At 44.3% G+C, this 23,520-nt stretch carries 20 protein-coding genes, 1 tRNA gene and 2 riboswitches; of the genes, 8 read left to right on the forward strand and 13 right to left on the reverse strand.

Features of this window, described 5'->3' with window-relative positions:
* Positions 1–5 precede the first annotated feature (5 nt).
* The 9 genes from MHH49_RS07440 to MHH49_RS07480 all read right to left on the reverse strand — a co-directional run bounded on the left by MHH49_RS07440 (position 6) and on the right by MHH49_RS07480 (position 10,944).
* Complete coding sequence (locus tag MHH49_RS07440) at positions 6–1,292, reverse strand: aspartate aminotransferase family protein (RefSeq protein ID WP_076275468.1); 1,287 nt, start codon at positions 1,290–1,292, stop codon at positions 6–8.
* A gap of 97 nt (positions 1,293–1,389) precedes the next feature.
* On the reverse strand, positions 1,390–3,315 hold the full coding sequence (locus MHH49_RS07445) for a peptidase U32 family protein (protein WP_038568508.1): 1,926 nt from the start codon (positions 3,313–3,315) through the stop codon (positions 1,390–1,392).
* Between the two features lie 43 nt (positions 3,316–3,358).
* Positions 3,359–4,150 carry an energy-coupling factor transporter transmembrane component T family protein gene (locus MHH49_RS07450; protein ID WP_036681014.1) on the reverse strand — a complete coding sequence of 264 codons (792 nt, stop codon included), beginning with the start codon at positions 4,148–4,150 and terminating at the stop codon, positions 3,359–3,361.
* Complete coding sequence (locus MHH49_RS07455) at positions 4,143–5,045, reverse strand: ATP-binding cassette domain-containing protein (protein WP_036681017.1); 903 nt, start codon at positions 5,043–5,045, stop codon at positions 4,143–4,145. Before MHH49_RS07455 ends, MHH49_RS07450 begins: the two co-directional genes overlap by 8 nt.
* Positions 5,036–5,890: an ATP-binding cassette domain-containing protein gene (locus MHH49_RS07460; protein WP_341138067.1), complete on the reverse strand. Its 855-nt coding sequence runs from the start codon at positions 5,888–5,890 to the stop codon at positions 5,036–5,038. Before MHH49_RS07460 ends, MHH49_RS07455 begins: the two co-directional genes overlap by 10 nt.
* A gap of 29 nt (positions 5,891–5,919) precedes the next feature.
* Positions 5,920–6,477 (reverse strand): Gx transporter family protein, encoded by a 558-nt coding sequence (locus MHH49_RS07465; RefSeq protein WP_036681020.1) that lies wholly within the window; start codon positions 6,475–6,477, stop codon positions 5,920–5,922.
* The gene (locus MHH49_RS07470; protein ID WP_036681022.1) at positions 6,461–6,850 is read right to left on the reverse strand and encodes a NusG domain II-containing protein; all 390 of its coding nucleotides are present in this window, start codon (positions 6,848–6,850) and stop codon (positions 6,461–6,463) included. Before MHH49_RS07470 ends, MHH49_RS07465 begins: the two co-directional genes overlap by 17 nt.
* Before the next feature lie 819 nt (positions 6,851–7,669).
* The gene (locus MHH49_RS07475) at positions 7,670–8,605 is read right to left on the reverse strand and encodes an alpha/beta hydrolase (protein WP_305953821.1); all 936 of its coding nucleotides are present in this window, start codon (positions 8,603–8,605) and stop codon (positions 7,670–7,672) included.
* 149 nt (positions 8,606–8,754) lie between these two features.
* Entirely contained in the window at positions 8,755–10,944 is a 2,190-nt protein-coding gene (locus MHH49_RS07480) for a choice-of-anchor A family protein (RefSeq protein ID WP_341138068.1), read from the reverse strand.
* 108 nt (positions 10,945–11,052) lie between these two features.
* Positions 11,053–11,143, reverse strand: a riboswitch (cyclic di-GMP riboswitch).
* 496 nt (positions 11,144–11,639) lie between these two features.
* On the opposite strand from MHH49_RS07480, the gene MHH49_RS07485 reads away from it, so the two are divergent.
* Complete coding sequence (locus MHH49_RS07485; protein ID WP_081386753.1) at positions 11,640–12,032, forward strand: hypothetical protein; 393 nt, start codon at positions 11,640–11,642, stop codon at positions 12,030–12,032.
* Between the two features lie 196 nt (positions 12,033–12,228).
* Here MHH49_RS07485 and MHH49_RS07490 read toward each other — a convergent pair whose 3' ends face one another.
* Positions 12,229–12,642 (reverse strand): ASCH domain-containing protein, encoded by a 414-nt coding sequence (locus MHH49_RS07490; RefSeq protein ID WP_341138069.1) that lies wholly within the window; start codon positions 12,640–12,642, stop codon positions 12,229–12,231.
* Positions 12,643–12,969: 327 nt separating this feature from the next.
* On the opposite strand from MHH49_RS07490, the gene MHH49_RS07495 reads away from it, so the two are divergent.
* The 4 genes from MHH49_RS07495 (at position 12,970) to MHH49_RS07510 (ending at position 15,283) form a co-directional block, all read left to right on the forward strand.
* Positions 12,970–13,383 (forward strand): MarR family winged helix-turn-helix transcriptional regulator, encoded by a 414-nt coding sequence (locus MHH49_RS07495; RefSeq protein ID WP_341138070.1) that lies wholly within the window; start codon positions 12,970–12,972, stop codon positions 13,381–13,383.
* Positions 13,384–13,396: 13 nt separating this feature from the next.
* Entirely contained in the window at positions 13,397–14,218 is an 822-nt protein-coding gene (locus tag MHH49_RS07500) for an SDR family oxidoreductase (RefSeq protein ID WP_036682566.1), read from the forward strand.
* A 191-nt stretch (positions 14,219–14,409) separates the two neighbouring features.
* Positions 14,410–14,751, forward strand: a complete 342-nt coding sequence (locus MHH49_RS07505) for a DUF3221 domain-containing protein (RefSeq protein WP_038568500.1) — start codon at positions 14,410–14,412, stop codon at positions 14,749–14,751.
* 316 nt (positions 14,752–15,067) lie between these two features.
* On the forward strand, positions 15,068–15,283 hold the full coding sequence (locus MHH49_RS07510; RefSeq protein ID WP_038568499.1) for a hypothetical protein: 216 nt from the start codon (positions 15,068–15,070) through the stop codon (positions 15,281–15,283).
* Between the two features lie 277 nt (positions 15,284–15,560).
* Here the strand turns inward: MHH49_RS07510 and MHH49_RS07515 are convergent, their stop codons facing one another.
* From MHH49_RS07515 to MHH49_RS07525, 3 genes are all read right to left on the reverse strand, one after another.
* Positions 15,561–16,364, reverse strand: a complete 804-nt coding sequence (locus MHH49_RS07515) for an undecaprenyl-diphosphate phosphatase (RefSeq protein WP_036682573.1) — start codon at positions 16,362–16,364, stop codon at positions 15,561–15,563.
* Positions 16,365–17,087: 723 nt separating this feature from the next.
* A tRNA-Thr gene (locus MHH49_RS07520) sits at positions 17,088–17,159 on the reverse strand.
* A 93-nt stretch (positions 17,160–17,252) separates the two neighbouring features.
* Entirely contained in the window at positions 17,253–17,561 is a 309-nt protein-coding gene (locus MHH49_RS07525; protein WP_339281612.1) for an MTH1187 family thiamine-binding protein, read from the reverse strand.
* A gap of 378 nt (positions 17,562–17,939) precedes the next feature.
* Positions 17,940–18,174: riboswitch (cobalamin riboswitch) on the forward strand.
* 242 nt (positions 18,175–18,416) lie between these two features.
* Between MHH49_RS07525 and MHH49_RS07530 the strand changes: the two genes are divergently transcribed.
* The 3 genes from MHH49_RS07530 to MHH49_RS07540 are packed head-to-tail and all read left to right on the forward strand — an operon-like array spanning position 18,417 to position 23,303.
* Entirely contained in the window at positions 18,417–20,402 is a 1,986-nt protein-coding gene (locus MHH49_RS07530) for an anaerobic ribonucleoside triphosphate reductase (RefSeq protein ID WP_036682578.1), read from the forward strand.
* Positions 20,399–20,914: an anaerobic ribonucleoside-triphosphate reductase activating protein gene (nrdG, locus tag MHH49_RS07535; protein ID WP_076124537.1), complete on the forward strand. Its 516-nt coding sequence runs from the start codon at positions 20,399–20,401 to the stop codon at positions 20,912–20,914. The genes MHH49_RS07530 and nrdG overlap by 4 nt, the downstream gene beginning before the upstream one ends.
* A 55-nt stretch (positions 20,915–20,969) precedes the next feature.
* Complete coding sequence (locus tag MHH49_RS07540) at positions 20,970–23,303, forward strand: ribonucleoside-diphosphate reductase subunit alpha (protein WP_076142084.1); 2,334 nt, start codon at positions 20,970–20,972, stop codon at positions 23,301–23,303.
* Positions 23,304–23,520 lie beyond the last annotated feature (217 nt).

The following is a 23,520-nucleotide window of genomic DNA, read 5'->3' on the forward strand; positions in this document are numbered from 1 at the left end:
TTGTATTAGACATTAAGCTCCGCAAGGACTTCATTCAGGTTGTTAAGCAGCCCGTCGATATCCTCTTCCGTAATAATCATCGGCGGTTGAAAGGCTAGTACGTTGCGTCCTATGCCATTTTTGCCGATCAGGTATCCTCTGTCTTTCATCGCTTCCAGCACTTGATCTGTAAGCGCCGCAGAGCCTTCTGCATTCTCACCAGCAAGCTCCGCTCCCAACATAAGCCCAATTCCCCGGACATCCACAATAAGCGAAGGATAACGCTCTTGAAGGGTCTTTAGCCCTGCTTTCAATTGTTCTCCGAGCAGCACTGAGCGTTCAGGAAGCCGTTCATCGCGAATATAATCAAGCACAGCCAGTGCCGTTGCAGCAGATACCGGATTGCCTCCAAAGGTAGAAGCCGACGGACGGTTCAGCGCAAGTGCAATCTCATCCGTTGTCGCAAAGGCTGCCACCGGAATTCCGTTCCCCAGTGCCTTAGCCATACTTATAATATCGGGCACTACGTCAAAATGCTCCATAGCAAATATTTTGCCTGTACGACCAAATCCAGTTTGAATTTCATCAGCGATCAGAAGTACGCCGTATCTCTCCAGCAACATTTTGACCTCACTGAAGTAGGTTGGCGTTGGCATAATCATACCACCATTGCCTTGGATTGGCTCTACGATCATTGCAGCGATAGTATTCCCCTTCTCCTCAAGCACTCGCTCCAGAGATTCCAGGGAGAGTGCAGCGGCTTCCTCCAGAGATAGTTCTGGATGATATGGGCGAGGAATAAACTCAACGTCATGATCCAAGTATTTATCGGTACGCCACATCGGCAGTCCTGTCACACTCATAGTTAGATTGGTACGGCCGTGTAGACCACTCTCCAATGCAATGAACCCCTTACGTCCTGTATACATCCGGGCGAGCAGCAACGCCCCTTCATTAGCCTCTGAGCCGCTGTTCACGAAGAAGGTTCGGCGTAGACCGCCTGGCATAACCTCTTCCAGACGTTCAGCCAAATCCACATTTAGCTGAGTTAAATAGATCGTAGACGTATGCTGCAGCTGCTGCAATTGCTCAATCGTACGTCCAGTTATGGCTGGATTGCAGTGCCCACAAGCGACTACAGATACACCTGCGAAGAAATCTGTATATTGTTTGCCATTTTCATCATACACAAACTGCATCGAACCTCGCACAAGCTGAGGCGCATCGCGGTAAAAATGCTGTGTACACGGATAGAAATATTGCTTACGCTTCGCCGCTACGGCTTCTCTTCCGATGAATTCTTGCTGTTCCATGATTGATTCCCTCTCTTCTTGTGAAAATAGTAACTTATTGATAGAGTACTGTGCATTCTTCTTACTAGCAGACGATATTTTGTCCCAAAAAATAGAATTAGTTAAATTGCAGCGAACCTAGAGTATAACCCGCATAAATGGGCTCAAGACCACCTAGCATGTCATCTTTCACTTCAGTACGATTCATAGCTTGTTGATAAGAAATTATAATTTCACGCAACTGCTGAGCACTATACGTCGCTCCTTCAATACGGAAGCTAGATATGCCTAGATCAATCATCTCACCAAGTAACGGTAAATAGCAGAGCTCTTTTGCGAACAAAAGATGGCAACGGCCGTGCTGATCACGATATACCGGATTCTCACCTTTGTCTGTTTTTAGAACCAATACATTATTGTGCACATATTGATTATCCTCTTCAGCGATAGGTTCCATTACTTCAGTATTCTCATAAAGGTCGTGCTCCATATACATTAGTGCAGGTGTACCATGTACAACAACTTCCAAAGGCGTGTCACAACGTGAGGCAAAGGTAGCAAAGTGCTCCAGCGTCATTTCCGGTGAAACCGAAAGCTGAGTCAAACCTAATTTTGCATATAATTGGGCGGAAAGATGATTGTAGACATTTAAACTACCATCTCCAATTAACGGATAACCTGTAGAGCTGTATCTGCGAATCGCTCCCAAATTAGTAACGATTATACCGTCGATCGGCAAGCGTTCTCCACCAAGCAATTGATCATATTGATCGAAATGCAGCTCGGTCATCATGCGTGGCAACCCTAAATATATTTTGCTATCGCCTTTTAATTCACCAAGTTCCTTAATATCACGTTTTGTAAAAGGTCTGTCCGGTTCAAATACATCGCCCGGCAAATACAGACTATCCACACCCAGTTCCAATACTACGCGCGCCTGTTCCATATTATTCACACGTACAGCCAGCTTCGCTTTTGTTGTCTTAGGCTTCTTTTCTTGCGCCAAACGTTCCCGCAATTCCTCTACACGTTTTTCAGATAGCTCACGTTCTGCGGTTGGTGTGCTAAATACTTTTCCAGTGCTATAGAATTTGCCCGTACCTTCATAACGACGGTTGATATTAGCTAACCCTGGTTTACCAAAAGCATAAGCTGTCGAAAAGTCGCGCTTGCGGTTGTTGTACAGTTCTTTGGTATCAACCGTACGATCAAAACCAATCGGATCATCGATATATCGGTCAATGGCTTCGCCGTAGCTATTCGCCAGCATCACCATAAATTCCTTATCACGCATACGGCCCTCAATTTTAAAAGAAGTAATGCCTGATTCAATCAATTCCGGAAGATGCTCATACATAAACATATCTTTGACAGCCAGTGGATATTCAGCAGGATATACATATCCGTCTTTTTTAACCCGATAATCCCAGCGGCAAGGCTTCATACATTTCCCCCGGTTGCTGCTCATACCAAAAACATGGGAACTAAAGTAACAATTTGCACCATGCACAGAGCACATATCTCCATGAATAAAATATTCCAGCTCCATGCCACTCCGCTGACCAAGCAGCTTAGCTGTCTGCAGGTCCATTTCCCGCGAGGTAACTACACGAGTTACACCCAGATCACGCAGCGCATAGATCATCTCCAGGTTGTGAACATTCATCATTACTGAAGAGTGAATAGGAAGGTTAAGCTCCATCTCCCGAATAAGCTCCAACACTGCCATATCCTGAACAATCAAGGCATCCGGCCGAGCACTATCAAGAAAACGCAGGTATTCTCTAGCTTCTTCCACATCTTCCTCACTAAAAAGATTATTCACAGTGATATACACTTTTTTGTCTAGACGGTGAGCGATATCAAGTGCCTCTACAATCTCTTCATGAGTAAGATTATAACCTTTACGCATCATTCTCATATTCAATACAGGTCCACCAAAATAAACTGCATCACACCGTGATTGGATCACTTCCTTGAAAATCTCAAACGTTCCTGCGGGTGCGAGTAATTCAACTTCTCTACCGTTAAAATAACGTGCCATTCAAGTTCCCTCCCAAGTTGATACTACTAATAGGGAATGAGTATTATAACAAAGCTACTGCAATTCCCATGACCACAAACATCCCAATAAAAACAGTATCGAATTTGCCCCACCTTAGGCGGTGATACCGACTGCGGGGAGCATCCATGCGAAAACCGCGGGCTTCCATGGAATACACCAGATCCTGAGCACGCCTAAAAGCACTGGCGATAATCGGGACCAGCAGGGAGACTAACATCCGTCCCTTTTCCTTCAAAGGCAGCTCTTTTAGATCGGCTCCCCTTGAGGCCTGCGCTTTCATTATGATCTGCGATTCATCTAGAATCGTAGGAATGAAACGAAGTGAAATGCTGATCATCAGCGTGATACGGTCAGGGGATAAGCCAAGCTTTTTGAAGGGTGTCAAGATCCCCTCCAACCCTTGATTCAGCTTCCCCGGCGTTGTTGTGAAGGTCAGAAGCGCTGTAAAGGTGATAAGAAAGAACATGCGGATGACCGAAAATGCCCCTAATCTTAGCCCTCCCTCATAGATAGACCAGGAACCAAGAGTCAGCACTACCTCCCCTGTCTTCACAGACACCACCTGCACAATAAAGATAAATAACATTAAATAACGTAAAGGCTTAGCTGCTTTCAGGAAGTATTTAAGCGGAATCCGCGTGGAAGCCATAACGGCTATCGAAAAAATAGCCAACACAGCCATGGCCATCCACGAACGTGAGAGCAAGATAACAGCTACGTATAATAGCATGCCAGTGATTTTGGCACGAGCATCCAGCTTGTGCACCCACGAACCGGTCTCAATACTCCGACCTAAGATCAGTTTCTCATTCATGGTCATCCCTCTTTCCATCGGGCTTACCAGTGCTTATTGATTCCGCTGGCAGCGAAGCTATAAGCTCTGCCAGACTCTCAGCCGTCAAGCGGGGGACTTCATCCACAAGACCTAAATGATCAGCAACTGCACGCCAGTAACGAAGGGACTGCGGAACCGTCAAACCACACTGTTCCAGAATCGAAGGATCATCTGCAAGTGCCTTTACACTGCCCTGAAACGCCGTGCTGCCCTCTTTAAGTACAACCCAGCTGTCCGCATAGGGCAATAACTCATCCATCCGATGCGTAACGATAATGATCGTTCTGCCCTGCTCACGGCATAATCGCTCCAGCAAGCTGATAAGCTCTGCACGGCTAATGGGATCAAGCGTTGCCGTGGGCTCATCCAGAACGATGACCTCAGGGTCCATAGCTAGCACGGAAGCGATAGCCGCTTTACGCATTTGTCCACCGCTCAATTGAAAAGGATTCCGCTCCAGCAACGCGAGATCCAGCCCCATATCTGACATGGCCTGACGTGCACGTGACTTTGCCTCATCGAGACTCATACCGAAATTAAGGGGACCGAAAATGAGATCCTTTTCGACCGTATCTTCGAACATCTGCTGCTCCGGAAATTGAAATACCAATCCGACTCGGCGGCGCAGTGGCATTAGCTTAGGGGACTTCTCACCAGCCTGAATGGTTACATCAAGCACTTTTACCATACCCTCGGTTGGTTTCAGTATCCCGTTAAACATTTGCAGCAGCGTCGATTTACCTGAGCCCGTCGCCCCCGCAATACCAACCATCGAGCCAATGGGTACACTGAGGTTAATGTCCCGGAGCGCCGTCAGCTTCCAGAGGCTTCGTTCAGCGTAGGTGTAACTTACTTGCTGTAATTCTATGGCCATAACGTGTCTATAAGCTCCTTTTCACTGATCGGAACATCCACATGAATACCCTGGTTCTGCAGCTCGCGTGCAAGGCGCCAAGGATAAGGTTCACGCAGATGGCATTTTTCCAGAAGCTCCTCGTTCCGGAACAACTCCGCCGGTGTAACATCTGCAGCCAAACTACCTCCATGCAGCGCAAGCACCCGATCCGATGCCAAAATCTCATCTGCATCATGCGTAATCATGAGGATCGTGTACTTCCCTTCTGCCCGCATATCCTGCAGAATGCCGAGAAGGTCATTTCTGCTTCCTTCATCCAACATAGAAGAGGCCTCGTCAAAAATGACGATGCCTGGTTCCATAGCAAGAATGGAAGCGATAGCAACACGCTGCTTTTGGCCTCCCGACAGCTCACCCGGATGCTTGGACAACAGATGATTTATTCCTAGTCTTGTCGTATAGGAGTGCAAACGTTCAGCCATCTCTTCGTACGGCAAACGAAGCCCTTCCAGGCCGAATAGGATATCTTCCTCTACAGTGGCTCCAATAAACTGATTATCTGGATTTTGGAACACCATTCCGATACATTGCCGAATGCTTCCGATCGTTTCCTCACTAAGCAGCATGCCACTAACCTCAATCTCACCAGCCCCCTTAGGCAGCAGAGCATTAAGCAGCTTGACCAACGTAGACTTCCCGCAGCCATTAGGACCAACCAAGCTGACCCATTGTCCTTGTGAGATAGATAACGTTATATTTTGAAGAATCGGATGCTCGGGATCATAGCCAAACGATACCCCATCCAGAGAGATGACTGCTTGTCCTTCTCCCTCTAAGTCTTGACCTTCGTATGATTCATTCATGTTAGTCATCCTTCCGCTGATGTGACTAATCAGTCCAAAAATTCTTCAAACAGCGATATTTTTGACAATGACGCCACCAAATAACGGACTGCATAGCCCACGGCAATTCCTGTTACTACCCCAGTGATCAGCAGCATGGGAAGATAATAAAAAATACTAAGTGATGCAAATACCATAGAAGCTGCCAGCAGCTGACCGATATTATGTGCAATCCCACCAGCTATACTAATTCCGATCAAGCTTATACTCTTACCTTTGCCACTAATCAGCATCAGCACAAACATAACAACAAAGCTAAAAAGTGAACCAAATAAACTAAACAGCAAGCTTGAGAAGGTACCTAGCAGAAATGCAGTAAGCAGTGTTTTGAGGATGACAAGCAGGAAAGCATCCCGTCCACGTAAAAAGTAAATACAAGTCAAAATCATAATGTTGGCCAGTCCGAGCTTAGCACCCGGCACCAGTCCCATCCCGGATAACGGAATCTGTGCCTCTATTAAACTTAACACTACTGCCACTGCGGCGAAAATCGCAATAATCACTGTTCTTTTTAAAGCTGTTGCAGATTCACTACTGGACATAGGCATCTATATCATCCTCCCCCGACGCACTGGTGATTTCGACTAATACTCTATGCGGTAGACAGACAATCGTCTGTTTGGGCAGGGTAATAAAACCAAAACCTAGGCAAACTTTATCAGCGCAATCGGCATCGTACATTTCAATCCCGTAATCATGCACCTTCAAAATGTTATAGCCGCGTTCCGTGCGGACCTCAATGGTTTGTTCTTCTTTTGTAAGCTTTACCGTTTTAAATAACTCACCGTCCACCGTTACATTGGCTATGAGATTTTTACCGGCCCCACCTTTGTCATCATTGTCCGAAAACCATCTCGGTACGAGAAAAGCGAGCGCAGCAATCAATACGATGGAAATCAGCCACACATCTGCGCGTTTCATAAAAATCTCCCTTATTTTTTAATTAAAATCCAGACTTATTAATTATAACGGTCTACCCTCAATCCTTCAATCAATGTTGGAGTTTATTGTCAGTTTTAGAGAGCTGTTCACAAAATAGGCACGCAAAATAACCCCAGCAGACACAAGCCCTTCGTCTCTGGCATTTTCAGTTGTAGTTTGTAGCGTTTGCAAAAATATCCAACTTACATTTTAGCCCATTTGCACCGAGATCGCCCATCTCCTCTGGTTTACTAGCTTTTCCGGAATAATTCACAATTAACCCAATTTAAGTTACTTTCGAAATCTAAGCGCTCCCTATCGAGGTTTGTTTCTCTCTAGAATCAAATAAACCTTATCTTGGAATTCATTATTATATTTGCCTTTTAAACAATAGTGTGTTATATTTATATGGTATTTGTTTTTCGATATATTGAATATCCCCACCAAGAAGATGTCAGGCCGACTATTATACACATCGGCATTTTGGACAAAGAGGCTTTATGTTTTCTTGCAGTACTCTTCCTTTTTATGAGATTAAATTCGAAATATAGCATTCCGATTCACACTGGCGCGGTCAATGGAGCCGCAAGGGCAAAAGAGAGGTAGGGCTTTTGTCGTATTGGAAGGATTATTCTCGCCACACGGCTGCTGGAAATAACAAGGAATCAAGACACCCGTTACTCACGAACGGCGGGGGATGAATATAACGAGAAAGCATGACGGTACGATCCTTATTCAAGGACTACGTCATGTGTGGAAAAATATAGGCGCCCGATAACCGCTACCTAGCGGATATCGGGCGCTGTCTACGTTCAGGACTTATTTTACATATCGGCTTACAAAAGCTGTTACTACATCTATATACCCCGCCTTATCCGTATCATAAGACAATCCATGCCCCGCTTGCGGCACTATGAGCCTCTCCTTTGGACTCTGGCATGCCTCATACAATTCATTCATCATAGCAAAAGGTACAAAGTTATCCGCATCCCCGTGAATAAAAAGAATCGGAACCTTCGCTTTCCGCACTTGTTTTAATGCAGAGGCTTCACCAAAACCATACCCCGCCTTCAAGCGGGTGATTAGACTTGCACTTTGAACGAAAGGGAAACTTGGCAAACGATACATGCGCCGTAGTTGGTAAGATAATTGTGCTTTTACTGAGGTATAAGCGCAGTCCGCAACAATAGCTTTTACCTGCGGCGGAAGATCTTCCCCTGAGGTCATTAGCACTGTAGCACCGCCCATAGAAACACCGTGAAGCACAATTTGAGCACTAGACCCAGTCTTTTTAATCATGTATTCAATCCATTGCAAATAATCTTTTCGTTCCGGCCAACCAAAACCAATGTAATCCCCTGCGCTATCTCCATGCCCCCTTGCATCGGGAATTAGGATGTTAAAGCCTAAGTTCTCGTAGTAGATTTTGGCGTACGCCCCCATATCCTTTGCTTTACCTGAATAACCGTGGGCTAGAATGGCTGTGCGTCCCGCAGCACGATTAGATTGGAGTAAGAAACCTCTTAGTTTAAGTCCATCTGCAGATACGATCTCAATATTCTCGAAGCTCTGGCGAGAGACCCAATCCTTCCCCTCCCCCCAAGAAGCTCCGGCAACCGGAGGATCAGCCTTCAGATTAGGATTATTACTTAGAAATACCTTTGGTGCTCGTTTAATAGCAATACCATAGAAGAAAAATCCCACATAGATTAGAATCCCTATGATGATTACAGCGCTAATAATGAACCATATCAATTCGCCTTCGCCATCCCCTCTTCATTTCTTTTGCAACAAGAGTATACCATCTACTTAGAATGCACCAAACTATCGCAATCATGACATACAAATAGAGCCGCCATCAGGACACCCCCCGAAAGCGACTCTATGTTGTGCTCTACCGTTTATTATTTATTCTTTTTGGAGAACTTGGTTCTCATTAATAATCCGATAAGTGCAAAACCTAAACCTGCTACATAGTAAGGTGCAGGACTTGATTCACCCGTTTTTGGCAATTCCTTCACAGGCGGCTTACCTAATGGGATCGTATCGTCCACTACGATGATTTCATCAGGTGTTGGTGTTGGCGTTGGTGTCACTGCCGGTACCGGACCTAATGGGATCTCATCATCATCAACAAGTACTTCTGTGCTATTCGACGGTGTTGGTACTGGCGCTGGTGTCGGCGAAGCTACAGGCCCAAGCGGCACAGGATCTTCTGCAAGAACTATAGTGCCAATTACGGATGATGGCGTTGGTGTCGGGAACACCGAAGTCTCTGGTGTCGACGTTGGTGTTACCTCTGGAGTTGGTGTTACCTCTGGCGTTACCGTCGGTGTCGGTGTTGCTTCTGGTGTTACTGTCGGTGTCGGTGTTGCTTCAGGCGTTACCTCTGGAGTCGGTGTTACCTCTGGCGTTACCGTCGGTGTCGGTGTTGCTTCTGGCGTTACCGTCGGTGTCGGTGTTGCTTCTGGTGTTACTGTCGGTGTCGGTGTTGCTTCAGGCGTTACCGTCGGTGTCGGTGTTACCTCTGGCGTTACCGTCGGTGTCGGTGTTGCTTCAGGCGTTACCGTCGGTGTCGGTGTTGCTTCTGGTGTTACCGTCGGTGTCGGTGTTGCTTCTGGCGTTGGCGTTGGTGTCGGCGTCACTGTTGGCGTTGGCGTTGGTGTCACTGTCGGCGTTGGCGTTGGTGTCACTGTTGGCGTCGGCGTTGGTGTTGGCGTCACTGTCGGTGTCGGTGTTGGTGTTGGTGTCACTGTCGGTGTCGGTGTTGGTGTTGGTGTCACTGTTGGCGTCGGTGTCGGCGTCACTGTTGGTGTTGACGTAGGCGTTGGCGTCGGTGTCGGACATGGTGTTGGTGTTGGCGTCACTGTTGGCGTTGGCGTTGGTGTCACTGTCGGCGTTGGCGTTGGTGTCACTGTTGGCGTTGGCGTTGGTGTCACTGTTGGCGTTAGCGTTGGTGTCACTGTCGGCGTTGGCGTTGGTGTCACTGTCGGCGTTGGCGTTGGTGTCACTGTCGGCGTTGGCGTTGGTGTCACTGTTGGCGTTGGCGTTGGTGTCACTGTTGGCGTTGGCGTTGGTGTCACTGTCGGCGTTGGCGTTGGTGTCACTGTCGGCGTTGGCGTTGGTGTCACTGTCGGCGTTGGCGTTGGTGTCACTGTCGGCGTTGGCGTTGGTGTCACTGTTGGCGTTGGCGTTGGTGTCACTGTTGGCGTTGGTGTCGGCGTTGGTCCAGGTTCATCACCATCGTATGGATAGTGGTGAAATTCACCACCACCAGTCCCTTTGAGTGAAGCCGCCACTAAAGTACCGTTAATCTGACCATTAATAAAATCAACATGAGCATAGGGGGCAAGTATGCTTCCCATTACACCTATGCCTGCCATATCAATATACGCAGCTTGGCTAAAGTTAAGCAAAATTTTCTTGCTGTTCAACACGTTATTAGGTAGAAATCCGAAGTTTTTCATTTTTACGTTAGAACCATCAATATTAATAATTGCTGTAGATCCTGAAGGAACATTTATTGTAATTCCGTAGGTATTAGAGACGTTATCTCCTGGAACATTAAAAACATTGACCGCAGGATCTGTACCTGTCAGGGTAAGACTGCCATATTGGTACACTGTTGTTCCATTCGCCGGCAATGCTGCAAGTTCTGCTGATTTGTCCTTCAAAGACTGACCTACGGCTGAAAAGTCAATCGTACTCCCCTGTCTTTTTGTACCTCCCTTGAGGAGCGTTACATTCCCTGAAAAATCTCCCCCGTGCACGATATTCCCATAAACAGTACCTCCGTTGAAAGTAAGATTCCCTCCAACAACAAGTGTGTCAGTCAAGGAAACCTCAGCAGCGGTCAACCTATCTCCAACACTATAGTTGGTTAAGTTAACGTTACCTCCAGCAGCAAACCTTCCTTCCGTATCCGAAACCGTTGTTATATCCCCTAGAATAAACACGTTGTAGACCCCTGCAATTCCCAATGTAGAAGAACTACTAGCTCCAGCAACTCCAGCTCCTAATGAGGAAAGCCCACTACCTACCGTCAAAATCCCAGCTAATACAAGCGAGAGTAACGGTCTTATTCTTCTTTTCAAATGGCACACCTCCTAAAACTATGATTTATATTAATCAGAATAATTACCAGAAACTCTAAAGGACCTAACAACAAAAAAGACCGCCAAAAAGAAGTGGAATTCCCTTCTCATGGCAGTCGGACGGTCATTGTGCCTTTAAGACACTTTAGACTCCTGGACTTTGCGTCCCGCCCTTTCAGACGGTTTGCTATTATCATGACTATATATATGTATTACACTGCAAGTCCAGAACTGGTAGCCGAAGCATTCTCTCCAATAACCGTCTATGACTTTTAATACTTTTTGAATTAATAACAGTTTAGCGCCCGACACCCACAATTGTCAATCAATTCCTTTCGATGATTCCGCTCATTATTACCATACAAAAAAAAGCGCCTAAAGGCGCTTCGCATAAGGTTTTTCATTAAATTTTAAAGTAACTGTATATAGCCCAATATGGATATCCATAAGGGAACACTCAGAATTAAACCAAAAAACAATCCACGCTGGAGGCTGCCCTCTTTTTCCATCATAATTCTCCTTTATGTACGTCCGATACATTAATTTTTATTATTACAATTTTAATATAATTTATTCTTCGTTATTTAGTTGTGAATTTAATCACATTGGATAAGCTGTTTAGAAATACCATTGATTATTTTTGGAATATCGGGGTAGAATACGAATATACGTTCCTATTAGAGGTGATGAGATTCATGCATAGAGCAGAAAGCAGGGACAACATGCTGGTGAAATCTTATTTATTGCTTCCGATGATTTTATCAGCTTTCGAACGGGACTCCGCCATTTTATCTACACACTTACGAACACCCGCCCCTTATCTGGAGGTGCTTGGAACAGCTGCTGCAGTAGCTACAACAGATCTAAGGGATGTTCGTGCAGAAATGAGAAGACGGGGAATCAAGGTGTATGAGCAAAACAGACTTAATACGGGAATTGAAGCCAAGTATATATGTCGTGGCTATCACGAACGAATGCTGCTGTTGAATGACATTGTTGCGGCTCAGGCTGCCATCCATATGCGCAGATACCTAGGGCTGGATATTTCCTCTTTTAAGAGTTACGAAGAACAGTTTCAAATTAAATAAAGCTGTATAGAAGCCGCTCTACTCTCCCCCCATCAATTAGCGAACAAAAAAATAGGCCTTACCATGGGAGTTGGCAAGACCTGAGAGAGATATACCACAAAACACTGGGGGGTGTTTGGTGTCTTCAATATATACCTCGAACCTGAAAAAAAGCTGATAGGCACATAAAAATTACATTAAAAATATCATTCGCTGTTCAGAAGTGATTAGAGTGCTCCCACAAGCTTAGCCGACCTTTAGCTGGAATTGGATGGCTTAATGGATGAACCCCTTCAAGCTTCCAGGCAAACTGTCCTTCGCTATAGTCGCCAAAATCATATTCGTTCCCATTGATCCATTCCCTTAAATCCACCTCTGGAGTAACCACATAACATCCCGCGAGCTGACCTGTAGCAATAATAGCTCCTGTCGGCAAATTATTTGCTGTATAGCCATGTTTCGCCAATACTGATTTGTACGGTTCCTGTTCACAAATCTTTTTGTCAATCCTCATTCCGGCATGAATGCCTAACTCGCCGCGGTAGGCTGTTCTCCATGAACGAGTTTCAAACTCTTTTTCACCAAGAGCAATTAAGGTCGCCCAAGGCTGCCGTATTGTTATACACCGCATGATATCTATCCCCTTTGTTTATGTTGGACGTTTGTCACGGATGTCACGGATCTCGATCTCGCGTTGTGTAATCTTGCTCTCCTAGACTTGATAAATAATCCCAACCGTTTGGTCAATACTCATTTCCATGATTGATCGCCTCTAAAAATAAGAACATTCATTTTTATTATATACAAACAAAAGTTCTAAATATCAATATTATTGACATTCACCTGTAACTCCCCACAATTTAAACAAATAAAATAATTAAAATTGATAAAGGAGAATATAGTTTGTATACTAATCAAGTAGTTAGTGTGCAAACTATTTAAAGAGGGGAATTAATTTATGGACAACCCAGGACAGTTATTAATAAGAGTAAGTCTTGAAATGAAAAAAAGCTTAACAAAAAAACTTTCACTTTATAATGTAACAGCTCCTCAATGGGCAGTATTAAAAGATATATCTATTCATTTAGAAGGAACAACTCCAGCTATGATTGCAGAGCGAACTTACTCGGATCGCCCTACAATAACGGGTATACTCGAGCGACTTAAAGCAAAAGGACTTCTGGACATTAGAGATAATCCAAATGATAAACGATCAAATCTTGTATTTATTACAGATTCGGGAATGATAATTAAGAGTCAAATAGAAGTTCTTAGTGACGAAATCATGGATAACGCACTTAAAAATATTTCTGAACAAGAAATGTCCACGTTTATGAACGTGCTTAAAACGATCTATTTAAATATTAGTTAGGGAAGTGAGACTTATGATTCTAATCACAGGGGCAACCGGTAATGTAGGACGTGAAGTGGTTAACGAACTAAGGAAAAGTGAAACACCTTTTAAAATTGCCTCCCATCGAAAAGACAGTGAGTATGTTTATTTTGATTTTGAAAATGCTGATTCTTTTCGTCCAGCGTTAACAGGAGTGAAAAAATTATTTTTACTGCGCCCTCCTCATATAGCTGACGCAAAAAAATATTTCCAACCCCTCATAGATATCGCAAAGGAAGTCGGAGTTGAACACATTGTGTTTCTATCTCTATTGGGCGTAGAGAAAAACCCAATTGTTCCACACCATAAAATTGAAAAAATCATTAAAAAATCAGGAATTCCATATACTTTTTTACGCCCAAGTTTCTTCATGCAAAACTTAATTTCTCAACATGGGGAAGAGCTACGTAAAGAAAAGGAGATCTATGTACCCGCAGGAAAAGGCAAGACTAGCTTTATCGATGTTCGTGATATCGGTACTGTAACCGCTAGAATCCTAACTGAGAATGGTCATGAAAATAAAGGTTACTCGTTAACGGGAACTGAAGCGCTAGATTACTATGAAGTAGCTGAAATTTTATCTGAAGAGCTAGGAGAAACAATCAAATATGTTAATCCATCAGTTCTTCAGTTTAGAGATAAAATGTTAACAAAAGGAATTCAAAAAGAATTTGTGACTGTTATGATTGGAATTTACTTCACTGCAAAAATTGGATTAGCCAAAAAAATCACGCCCGATTTACAAATATTACTTGGTAAAAGACCCATTACATTCAAAGAATTTGCACATGACTATAAGTACGAATTAGTTTAATCATGGTGGTTTTTTGGCTAAACCATCAGGAAGCATTTCAGGATACATTGTTCCTGCCGCGTGCGAGGGGAATCAATAAAGGTCGTCATAATGGATATGCTGCTGTTTATTCTTATATTGGTAATGTACTAAACGCTATGCCTGTGCAACCGATTTTAAACTAATGTCGTAACCACTAGAGGGGAAGGTCCATGATTCAAAAACCACGTACTACTATTAAATGGACTCTTATTTTTTTTTTGTTATTAGTCACCGCCTGTAGTAAGAATGATGAAGTTTTGAAAGGAATTGTACATACAATAGATGTAGAAAATAAAAGAATTTTAGTAATTTCCGAATTAAAAGAAGAAGACTTGAACAAGGAATACAAGGAGGTGCTCGAATCTAATGAGTACTCTCAAGCCATTTGGGTAAATAAAGTTGCACCTTCTAAATATAAAAAAGGCGATGAGATTAAAGTATTTTTTGAAGTAAGTGATGATTCATTCCCTGCACAAGTTACCGCCAAAAAAATCACCAAAATCAAGAATTGAGCAAAAAGAATAGAATCTACTATAAAGAAGCGACGTCTCCAAAAGGGGCGGCGCTTCTTTGTGTAGATTTAAGGAGAAATCCATATTTATAAATGCACTCTGTGCAAAAAAGTGACCCCACCACTTTCGGCAGGGTCTAGATCTATTTTATAAGGGGGTTATGTGATTACTATAATCCTCTTAGCTTAAATAAGTATGAAGCCCGTCTAAAGATTTGCTGAAATATTATTATTTTTATCGAAACCGATCAAATATAGTAACGTATCAATCTTAATTTTCAAATTACTACATATACAAAATGGAGGTGTGTATAAAGATGAAAATATTGAGTCTATTGCTTGTAGCATTGTCTTCCATTGGAGTAGTTGCCACATTCGGATTTTCAACATTCAGCTTAATCACAGGAATTATAGGAGGGCTTATTGCAGCATTTGCAATTTCAGGCTACTTGCAGTCTGTCAGACGTGATTACCCCAATGAGAGCTATGAGAATAAACAAGTTAAGTATCAATCGAACTATAATACTTGGTAAGCAAAAGCCCCACCTTAAACTGGTGGGGTTTTTCATATTCCCAAACACTTGTAAAATCACTTTGTGATATTAATGGTAGAAGAAACAAACGAGGGATAATGGCTAGCTGTAGAAGTGCTTTCACCGAAAATTCATTCCTTAGTTCATAGACTACTTGAGCTTTGTCTTGTTTGGTGATTTCCCCTTGTTTTGAACCTCTAGTTTAATCTGTACAGGATATGATGTATAGCCCTTTTTAAAAGCTTCTTTCCCATGATGTTCATATTGATTAATCCAATTACTGTATGACAATTAAATAGAAGAGAGCTGCTAAAACAAACCGGTATAGAGCAAACCACTCCAATCGAAGTCGCTTAATCAGTTTGATGAACGTCACTACTGCAATCATTGCCACAAGAAAGGATGTCGCAAAGCCAATTAACATTAGAAGTAAATCGTCAGAACTCAGCAAATCACGACTATCGTACAAATCCAACAAGCTTGCACCAAACATAACTGGCACGGAAATAAGGAATGTAAAATCTGCGGCGGCTTTTTGGCTAGTGCCAAGCAACAGGCCACCTGAAATTGTCGAACCTGATCTCGAAAATCCCGGCCATAACGCCAAGCATTGGAACAGACCAATTCCGAAAGCCTGTTTATAATTAATCCCATCGATAGTATCAGCGGTTTCAGTCCGCCTATTTCGCGCTGCAATGATCATCAACACGCCACCAACAACTAGACCGATCAAAACAGGGGTTGGGCCAAATAATTGGCTTTTTATTGTGTCCTTGAAGAGAAGATATAGGATTAATGCTGGTAACATAGCCAAAATCATATGAATGACATTTAATCCTTTGCTTTTGGAAAAATCCATTCTAATCATATTAAGCCCAATTTCCAAATACCTTTTCCAATAAAGAATTAGAACTGCCATCACTGCACCCAACTGAATAACAATTTTAAAAGTTATTGCAGCATCTCCCTCAAAGCTAAGCAAATCGCCTGCTAAAATAAGGTGTCCAGTAGATGATACTGGTAAAAATTCAGTTAAGCCCTCTATTATGCCAAGTATTATTGCTTTAATTACGTCAGTCATCAGTGGATTGTCCCCTTTCGGAAATAAAATCATTTAATTTCCAGTATAAGGGAGACACGTAAACTTCCCCATCGATTAACCTAACAATATTCAATTCAGAATGACATAATTGTCACATTGCTCATTATTTCAGTCTTAAGGGGGCTTTGGTTTGCAAAACACAAAATATTAAGTATAATGTTACTGTCGAAACGCTAAGGCGTCTGTACAGGATGGCTACCTGGCACTGATGATGGCAGGCCAAACGCTTTATAAAGTTTTCTTTATGTGTATTTATACTTTAGGAGCGTGGTTATCTATGAAAATTAATATTACTGCACATTTTAACATTGATATTACTTTATCTCTTCATCTGTTAGCCGTAGCCAGTCTTGCTTATGAACTCAGTTCACTGACGAGCTCGTGAAATTCGAGCGAAAAGTATCTGTACTAAGACACCTTGTGGTGTCTTTTTTATTTTTATAGTAATTACCATCTAACCGATCTGCCCCCGCAAGAAAAAAGCAGCTTATGCTGCTCCTCCTCCACTATCCTTCATTCTGATTGCTGTCAGCTTGCGACACGCCTTCCATCTGCTCGACAGTGACCACTAGTCATACCGTTTTCATTAGCGATTTCGCCATGTCTTATCTTTTAGAAGAATGTTAGAAGCCAGGGGATTTAATGAAAAATGGCACGGTCCCGGAATCCCGGAAAACCGCGCCATTGCGCCATTCTTAGATATGCTGGTGAAGGGAATTGAACCCCCGGCCTACGCATTACGAGTGCGTTGCTCTACCCCTGAGCTACACCAGCTTAACGCTGTTTTTCTGTCAAACAAAAAATATTATACAACTTCCAGCCAGAAACGCAAGCCTATTTCTCCCTGTTTTCCGCCCTTCTAAACTGCTAATCCACCTGTAGCTTACGCTCCACAGACTCTAACTTTCCACGGCTAGTAGAGGGTTTATCGCGGCGGTCGTCTATTTTAAGTGAGGTAGAGACACGTTCTGCACCTGCGTCAAAAGGAGACTCATGCAAAGCTTCTACCGCAGCAAAAATGCGTTGCAGAGGCCCTTCGATGATCGTCCCCATGGACGTAAGTTCATAAGTAATCCCTTCTACTGTCTTCAGCACCCGCTGCATATCCGCAACATAGCTGCTAAGACTGGTGCTGCCTGTTCCAATTGGAATAACTGTAACTTCAGCAATAGGCATGAGAATACCTCCTCGAAATTTTATAGTAGCTGTCTCCTTCCATTGTAACAATTCCACCGCTCTGTCACAAACTAAGCAAGATTATCCTCCCTTATCTCTTCTATTTCTTCTGATTACTCCAAAATATGACTTTGGGCTAAGAGTATTTTCTCATGAGCAAATTCTAGGGTCATCTGCACTATATTTATGGACTCTTTGTGGCATCTTTTCGGACAATTTATGAATCATTTCGCATCTCCCTGTGGATCAATTGTGGATTACTTATGGACAGCCTGTGGATCATTTGTGGAGTACTTTTAAAGAACCCGCTCCCCGCGCGGGTTTTCTAAAAAACTGTTTACAAACACAACATCTTGGGTTATTTTTATCTAACGACAACAAAATATAGTGGAGACAGGCGCTTTGATCCTTAACCGGATTTAGAGCTTAATAGGGAAGCGCGGTGAGAATCCGCTGCGGTCCCGCCACTGTAACCGGATGGCCTTCTTAAGCTTCTGGGAAGCTTGAGAATCCACATCTCCCGGCAAATGCCACTGAGGGTTAGGAACACCCTTGGGAAGGCGCCGAGAGATCCCACGGAAGCCAGGAGACCTACCTGTTTCGACGACACCAACTATTGATGCCTGCGAGGAACAGGGATGGTGTCCGCATGCGGTCATCTACGTAGAGACCTCTGCAAATATCCGTGTGGATATTTACATAACGCATCGGGCATTTTCTGCCATCCTCGGGTAGGGGATGCTTTTTTTATGTAATCTGAACAAATATACGACTGCTTATAGCAGTCCAACTTCTTATGGATATATGGATTTGATGATAGATGTTTTTCTTTTATACTGAGAGGAGAGCTGTACAATGACGTTGTTGGAGAGACAATTTAATGGAGTAGAAAATGCACGGGAAGTTCTTTTAGAAGAGCTCATTGATTTAGGCCGGGATATTATCGACAGTCGGGATATGGACCTATTGCGCGAGAATGCCAATTTGAATGGAGAGAGTTTCTCCGGTAAAATGAGCAAGTTCGGCAGTGAATATTCAAAATGGTACGCCCGCAATTTTACGATGCCGCCACAGCTAGTGCAGGCTATTGATGACAATGTCGTCTATGTGCATGATCTGGATCAATACGCGATTGGAACGACGAACTGTATTTTTATCCCGTTTGATAAACTTCTCCGTGAAGGTTTCAATACCGGCAACGGCAGCGTTCGTCCTCCGAACTCAATAATGACAGCTATGTCTCTGGTAGCGATTATTTTCCAATCCCAGCAAAATGCTCAATATGGTGGTGTATCCGCCAATAAACTCGATTACGATCTGGCACCTTATGTAACCAAATCCTTCGCCAAGCTGTTCCGCAAGGGTCTGGATTATTTTGAAGAAGGACAAGCTGACGAATCTTTGGGCGAGATTACGATGAGCCGGACCGATCTGGCGGAGTTATATCCAAGAGCGTTCCGTTTTGCACTAAAGGAAACCGAAATCGAAACCCTGCAAGCGGCTGAAAGTATGGTACATAATCTGAATACCATGTCCAGCCGATCCGGTGGACAAATACCGTTTACCAGCATCAACTACGGTACTTGTACTTCACCAGAAGGTCAGCTTGTGATCAGTTCTCTGCTAACCGCAACTATGAACGGACTTGGCAGCGGAGAAACACCAGTGTTCCCGATTCAAATCTTCAAATGCAAGCAAGGAATCAATCAACAGCAAGGCGATCCTAACTATGAACTGTTCCTAAAAGCGGCTGAATGTTCTGCGCGCAGACTATATCCAAACTTCGCTAATCTGGACGCTCCGCTCAACTTGCAGTATTATGATCCAAGTGATCCTGATACGGAGTTCGCTACAATGGGCTGCCGAACCCGAGTGCTCGGTGACCGTTTTGGGCGTAATCATTGCTCTGGGAAGGGCAACCTTTCCTTTAATACACTGAATCTGGTTCGGCTAGGTCTGGCACACGGCACAGTAACAGGCAGACGTACCATCGCAGACGAAGCTGGCTTCTATGAAGATCTAAATCATTACATGGATATTGCGCTGGAAGGACTTCTTCATCGCTTCCACATCCAAACCGCACAAAAAGCTAAAGCTTCCGATTTCATGATGCGAGAAGGCGTCTGGGAAGGCGGCGAGCATCTTGCACCTGATGACACTGTAGGCGATCTGCTGAAGCATGGCAGTCTGTCTCTTGGCTTCATCGGTATGGCGGAATGTATGAAAGCTATGTACGGCAAACACCATGGCGAGGATATGGAAGTTCATGCCAAGGCGCTGGCTATCGTGCGTCATATGCGGGACTATTGCGATCGGAAAAGTGAGGAACTGGATCTTAACATCACCCTGTTCGCAACTCCAGCAGAAGGTTTGTCCGGTAAATTCACCAAAGTTGACCGCAAGGTACTGGGTTCCATTCCGGGCGTAACCGACCGTGAATATTATACGAACTCTTTTCACATCCCTGTATACTTCGATCTGGGTGCTGCTCAGAAGATCAGCTTGGAAGCTCCTTTCCATGAATACTGCAATGCCGGGGCTATTTCTTATGTCGAATTAAACGGCAATGCCCGCAACAACCCATCGGCTTTTATCAAAATCATTAAATATGCGCTCGAACAACAGGTCAGTTATTTCAGCATTAACCATCCGATTGACCGCTGCTCCAGCTGTGGATACGAAGGCGTAATTGGGACAAACTGCCCTTCCTGCAACGCACATGAGAATGACGTGCACATCCGCCGTTTGCGCAGAGTTACAGGTTATTTAACCGGCGACTATCAGACCCGCTTTAATGCCGCCAAACAAGCTGAAGTACGGGATCGCGTTAAGCATCTATGAATATTTGCGGTTACTATCCGGAGTCGATTAACGAGGGAGAGGGCATGCGGGCCGTCCTCTTTCTCAGCGGCTGCCGCCATCGTTGCCCGGGATGTTTTAATCCCGAGACATGGAACTTTAAATATGGAGAAGTCTTCACCTTAGAACGACAACATGAAATCATTGCAGAAATCGCCGCTAACCCTTTGCTGGATGGTCTGACACTGGCAGGCGGCGATCCTTTTTTCTCAGCAGAAGAGTTGCTGGGGTTCATTCATGAGCTTCGCACTGTACTGCCAGGGTTCTCAATCTGGATTTACAGTGGTTATACGTACGAAGAACTTACAGCCCTTCCCGGTACACCGGAGTGGAATCTACTTAAACAGTGTCAGGTGTTAATAGATGGAAGATTTGTAGAAGAACTGAAAGATACTACGCTTCTCTACCGGGGAAGCTCCAACCAACGCATTATCGACATTCCGGCCAGCATGAACGGCTCGGAGGTCTTTCTGTGGCAGCCTGCTGCGCTATAATATATCAATTTTTGATATTGAAAATTAATTTGAAATAAGAAGGGATGAACTAACTATGCCGCAATTCGTAGTAAAACCGGATAATCGCCAACTGGCTTTTGATGAGAACCGTCTCTCCGTCTACGCTGACCGTATTCTGGAAGGTCTCGATCAACTAAATAAAGAAACTTTGCTGCGTGGAGTGAATTCCAAACTGCGTCGTGACTCGGTAAGCGGAGAAGAAATCAGCAATGCCTTCACCATGAGCGCTCTAGAGCTTGTAACAAAAGAAGAGCCTAACTGGAAGTTCGCAGCTGCCCGCGCCCTTCTGACTACCCTTTATAAAAAAGCTGCCGTTCATCGCCGCTACAAAGCTTATCCAGAAGAGCCTTACGGTGAATTGTATCCACTAATTACGGATCTCGTGAAAAAAGGAATCTATCGCGAAGAACTTCTAAGTCATTACACCAAAGAACAAATTATCGAACTAGGCGGGTGTATCGATTATACACGCGACCTTTTGTTTGACTATATCGGTCTGCTTACGCTATCCGACCGTTATTTGGCGCATGATTTTGACGGCCGTGTAATGGAGCTTCCACAAGAACGTTATATGATTATTGCTATGTACCTGATGCACCGTGAGCCAGCTGAGAAACGTCTTGAGCTTGTAAAAGAAGCTTATTGGGCTATGAGCAACATCTATATGACTGCTGCTACACCTACAATGTCCAATGCCGGCAAAAAGGTCGCTGGACAGCTATCCAGCTGCTTTATTGATACTGTAGACGATTCCCTAGAGGGTATCTTTGACTCCAATACAGACGTAGCACGTCTAAGCAAAATGGGTGGCGGCATCGGCGTTTACCTTGGAAAAGTACGAGCACGTGGTTCGGATATCCGTGGCCACAAGAACACAAGCTCCGGCGTAATCCCTTGGATTCGCCAGTTGAACAATACAGCAGTCAGCGTAGACCAGTTGGGCACACGTAAAGGTGCTGTAGCTGTTTATCTTGATGTATTCCATAAAGATATTCTCGCTTTCCTCGATCTTAAGCTGAACAACGGTGACGAGCGCATGCGTGCACATGACGTGTTCCATGGCGTCTCCCTACCTGACCTGTTCATGGAAGCTGTAGAATCGCGCAGCCATTGGAACCTCTTCTGCCCTCATGAAGTGAAAAAGGTCATGGGCTGGACAGATAAAAATGGCCGTCCACTAGGATTGGAAGATTTCTACGATGAAGAGCTTGGCAAAGGTACTTTCCGTGAAAAATATGCTGAAGCTACAGCGAACCTGGAATTATCCCGGATCACTGTTCCTGCGATCGACATCATGAAACGGATTATGAAATCACAGCTAGAAACAGGTACACCGTACATGTTCTACCGCGATACCGTGAACCGGACTAACCCAAACCGTCATCAAGGTATGGTTTTCTCCTCCAACCTGTGTACAGAAATTATGCAGAATCAGTCTGCAACAGTTATTGAGCAAGAAGAATTAGTAACTAAAGATGGCCAGACCCGTATCGTTATTTCCAAAATCCCTGGCGACTTCGTAGTCTGCAACCTGAATTCGATTCACTTAGCACGGGCGATTCCAGCTGGCGTATTAGAAAGACTTGTTCCGATCCAAGTTCGTATGCTTGATAACGTAATCGACATTAATAATATTGAAGTTCTGCAGGCACAATACACGAACAGCCAGTACCGCGCAGTAGGTCTCGGCACATTCGGCCTGCATCACCTATTGGCACTCAAGGGCATTCGTTGGGAATCCGATGAAGCCGTAGAATATAACAATCATTTATATGAACATATCAACTACCTGTTGGTTCGTTCGAGCATGGAGCTTGCCCGTGAAAAAGGCCGTTATCCGAAATTTGCTGGATCCGATTGGGAGACTGGCGCATACTTCACTTCCCGCGGGTATGTTAGCGGTGAGCAAGAAGGTAAATATGTAACGACTGAGCAATGGCGTGAGCTGCAAGAAGAAGTAGCTAAGGACGGCGTGCGTAACGCTTGGATGTTCGCCATTGCGCCGAATGGATCTACATCGATTATCGCCGGCTCCACCGCCAGCATTGATCCGCTGTATGAACTGCTTTCCTATGAAGAAAAAACAACTTATAAGATCGCTAACCCAGCACCGGATCTGTCCGACAAAACGATCTGGTACTATAAGACAGCATTTACGATTGACCAAAACTGGTCGATCCGCATGGCTTCTGCTCGCCAGCGTCACGTCGATCAAGGCCAAAGCTTCAACCTGTATGTCCGTCCTGACATCAAGGCTACCGAGTTCCTGGAACTGCATCTGAATGCCTGGAAGGGCGGCTTGAAATCAACTTATTATGTGCGTAGCCGTGCTTTGACTATAGAAGAGTGTGAATCTTGCGCTAGCTAATTATCTTAGTGCCCTGAATAGAAAAACGATGATGAATTTCGTAACTGCGAGGAATGTTTGGGCTTCCGGCCGCTGTTGTCATCAGAGGTCTTGATCTTTACCGCTATTAGCGGATGACATCCGATGACAGCATATGCTTTCGATGAGAGCTTTCCTACGGAAAGCTCTCAGGCGAACGCTGACGCTCCTACAGCTCCAAACTTCCTCTCCGTTACTC

The sequence above is a fragment of the Paenibacillus sp. FSL F4-0122 genome (assembly GCF_038002845.1).
Taxonomy (GTDB): Bacteria; Bacillota; Bacilli; order Paenibacillales; family Paenibacillaceae; genus Paenibacillus_AQ; species Paenibacillus_AQ odorifer.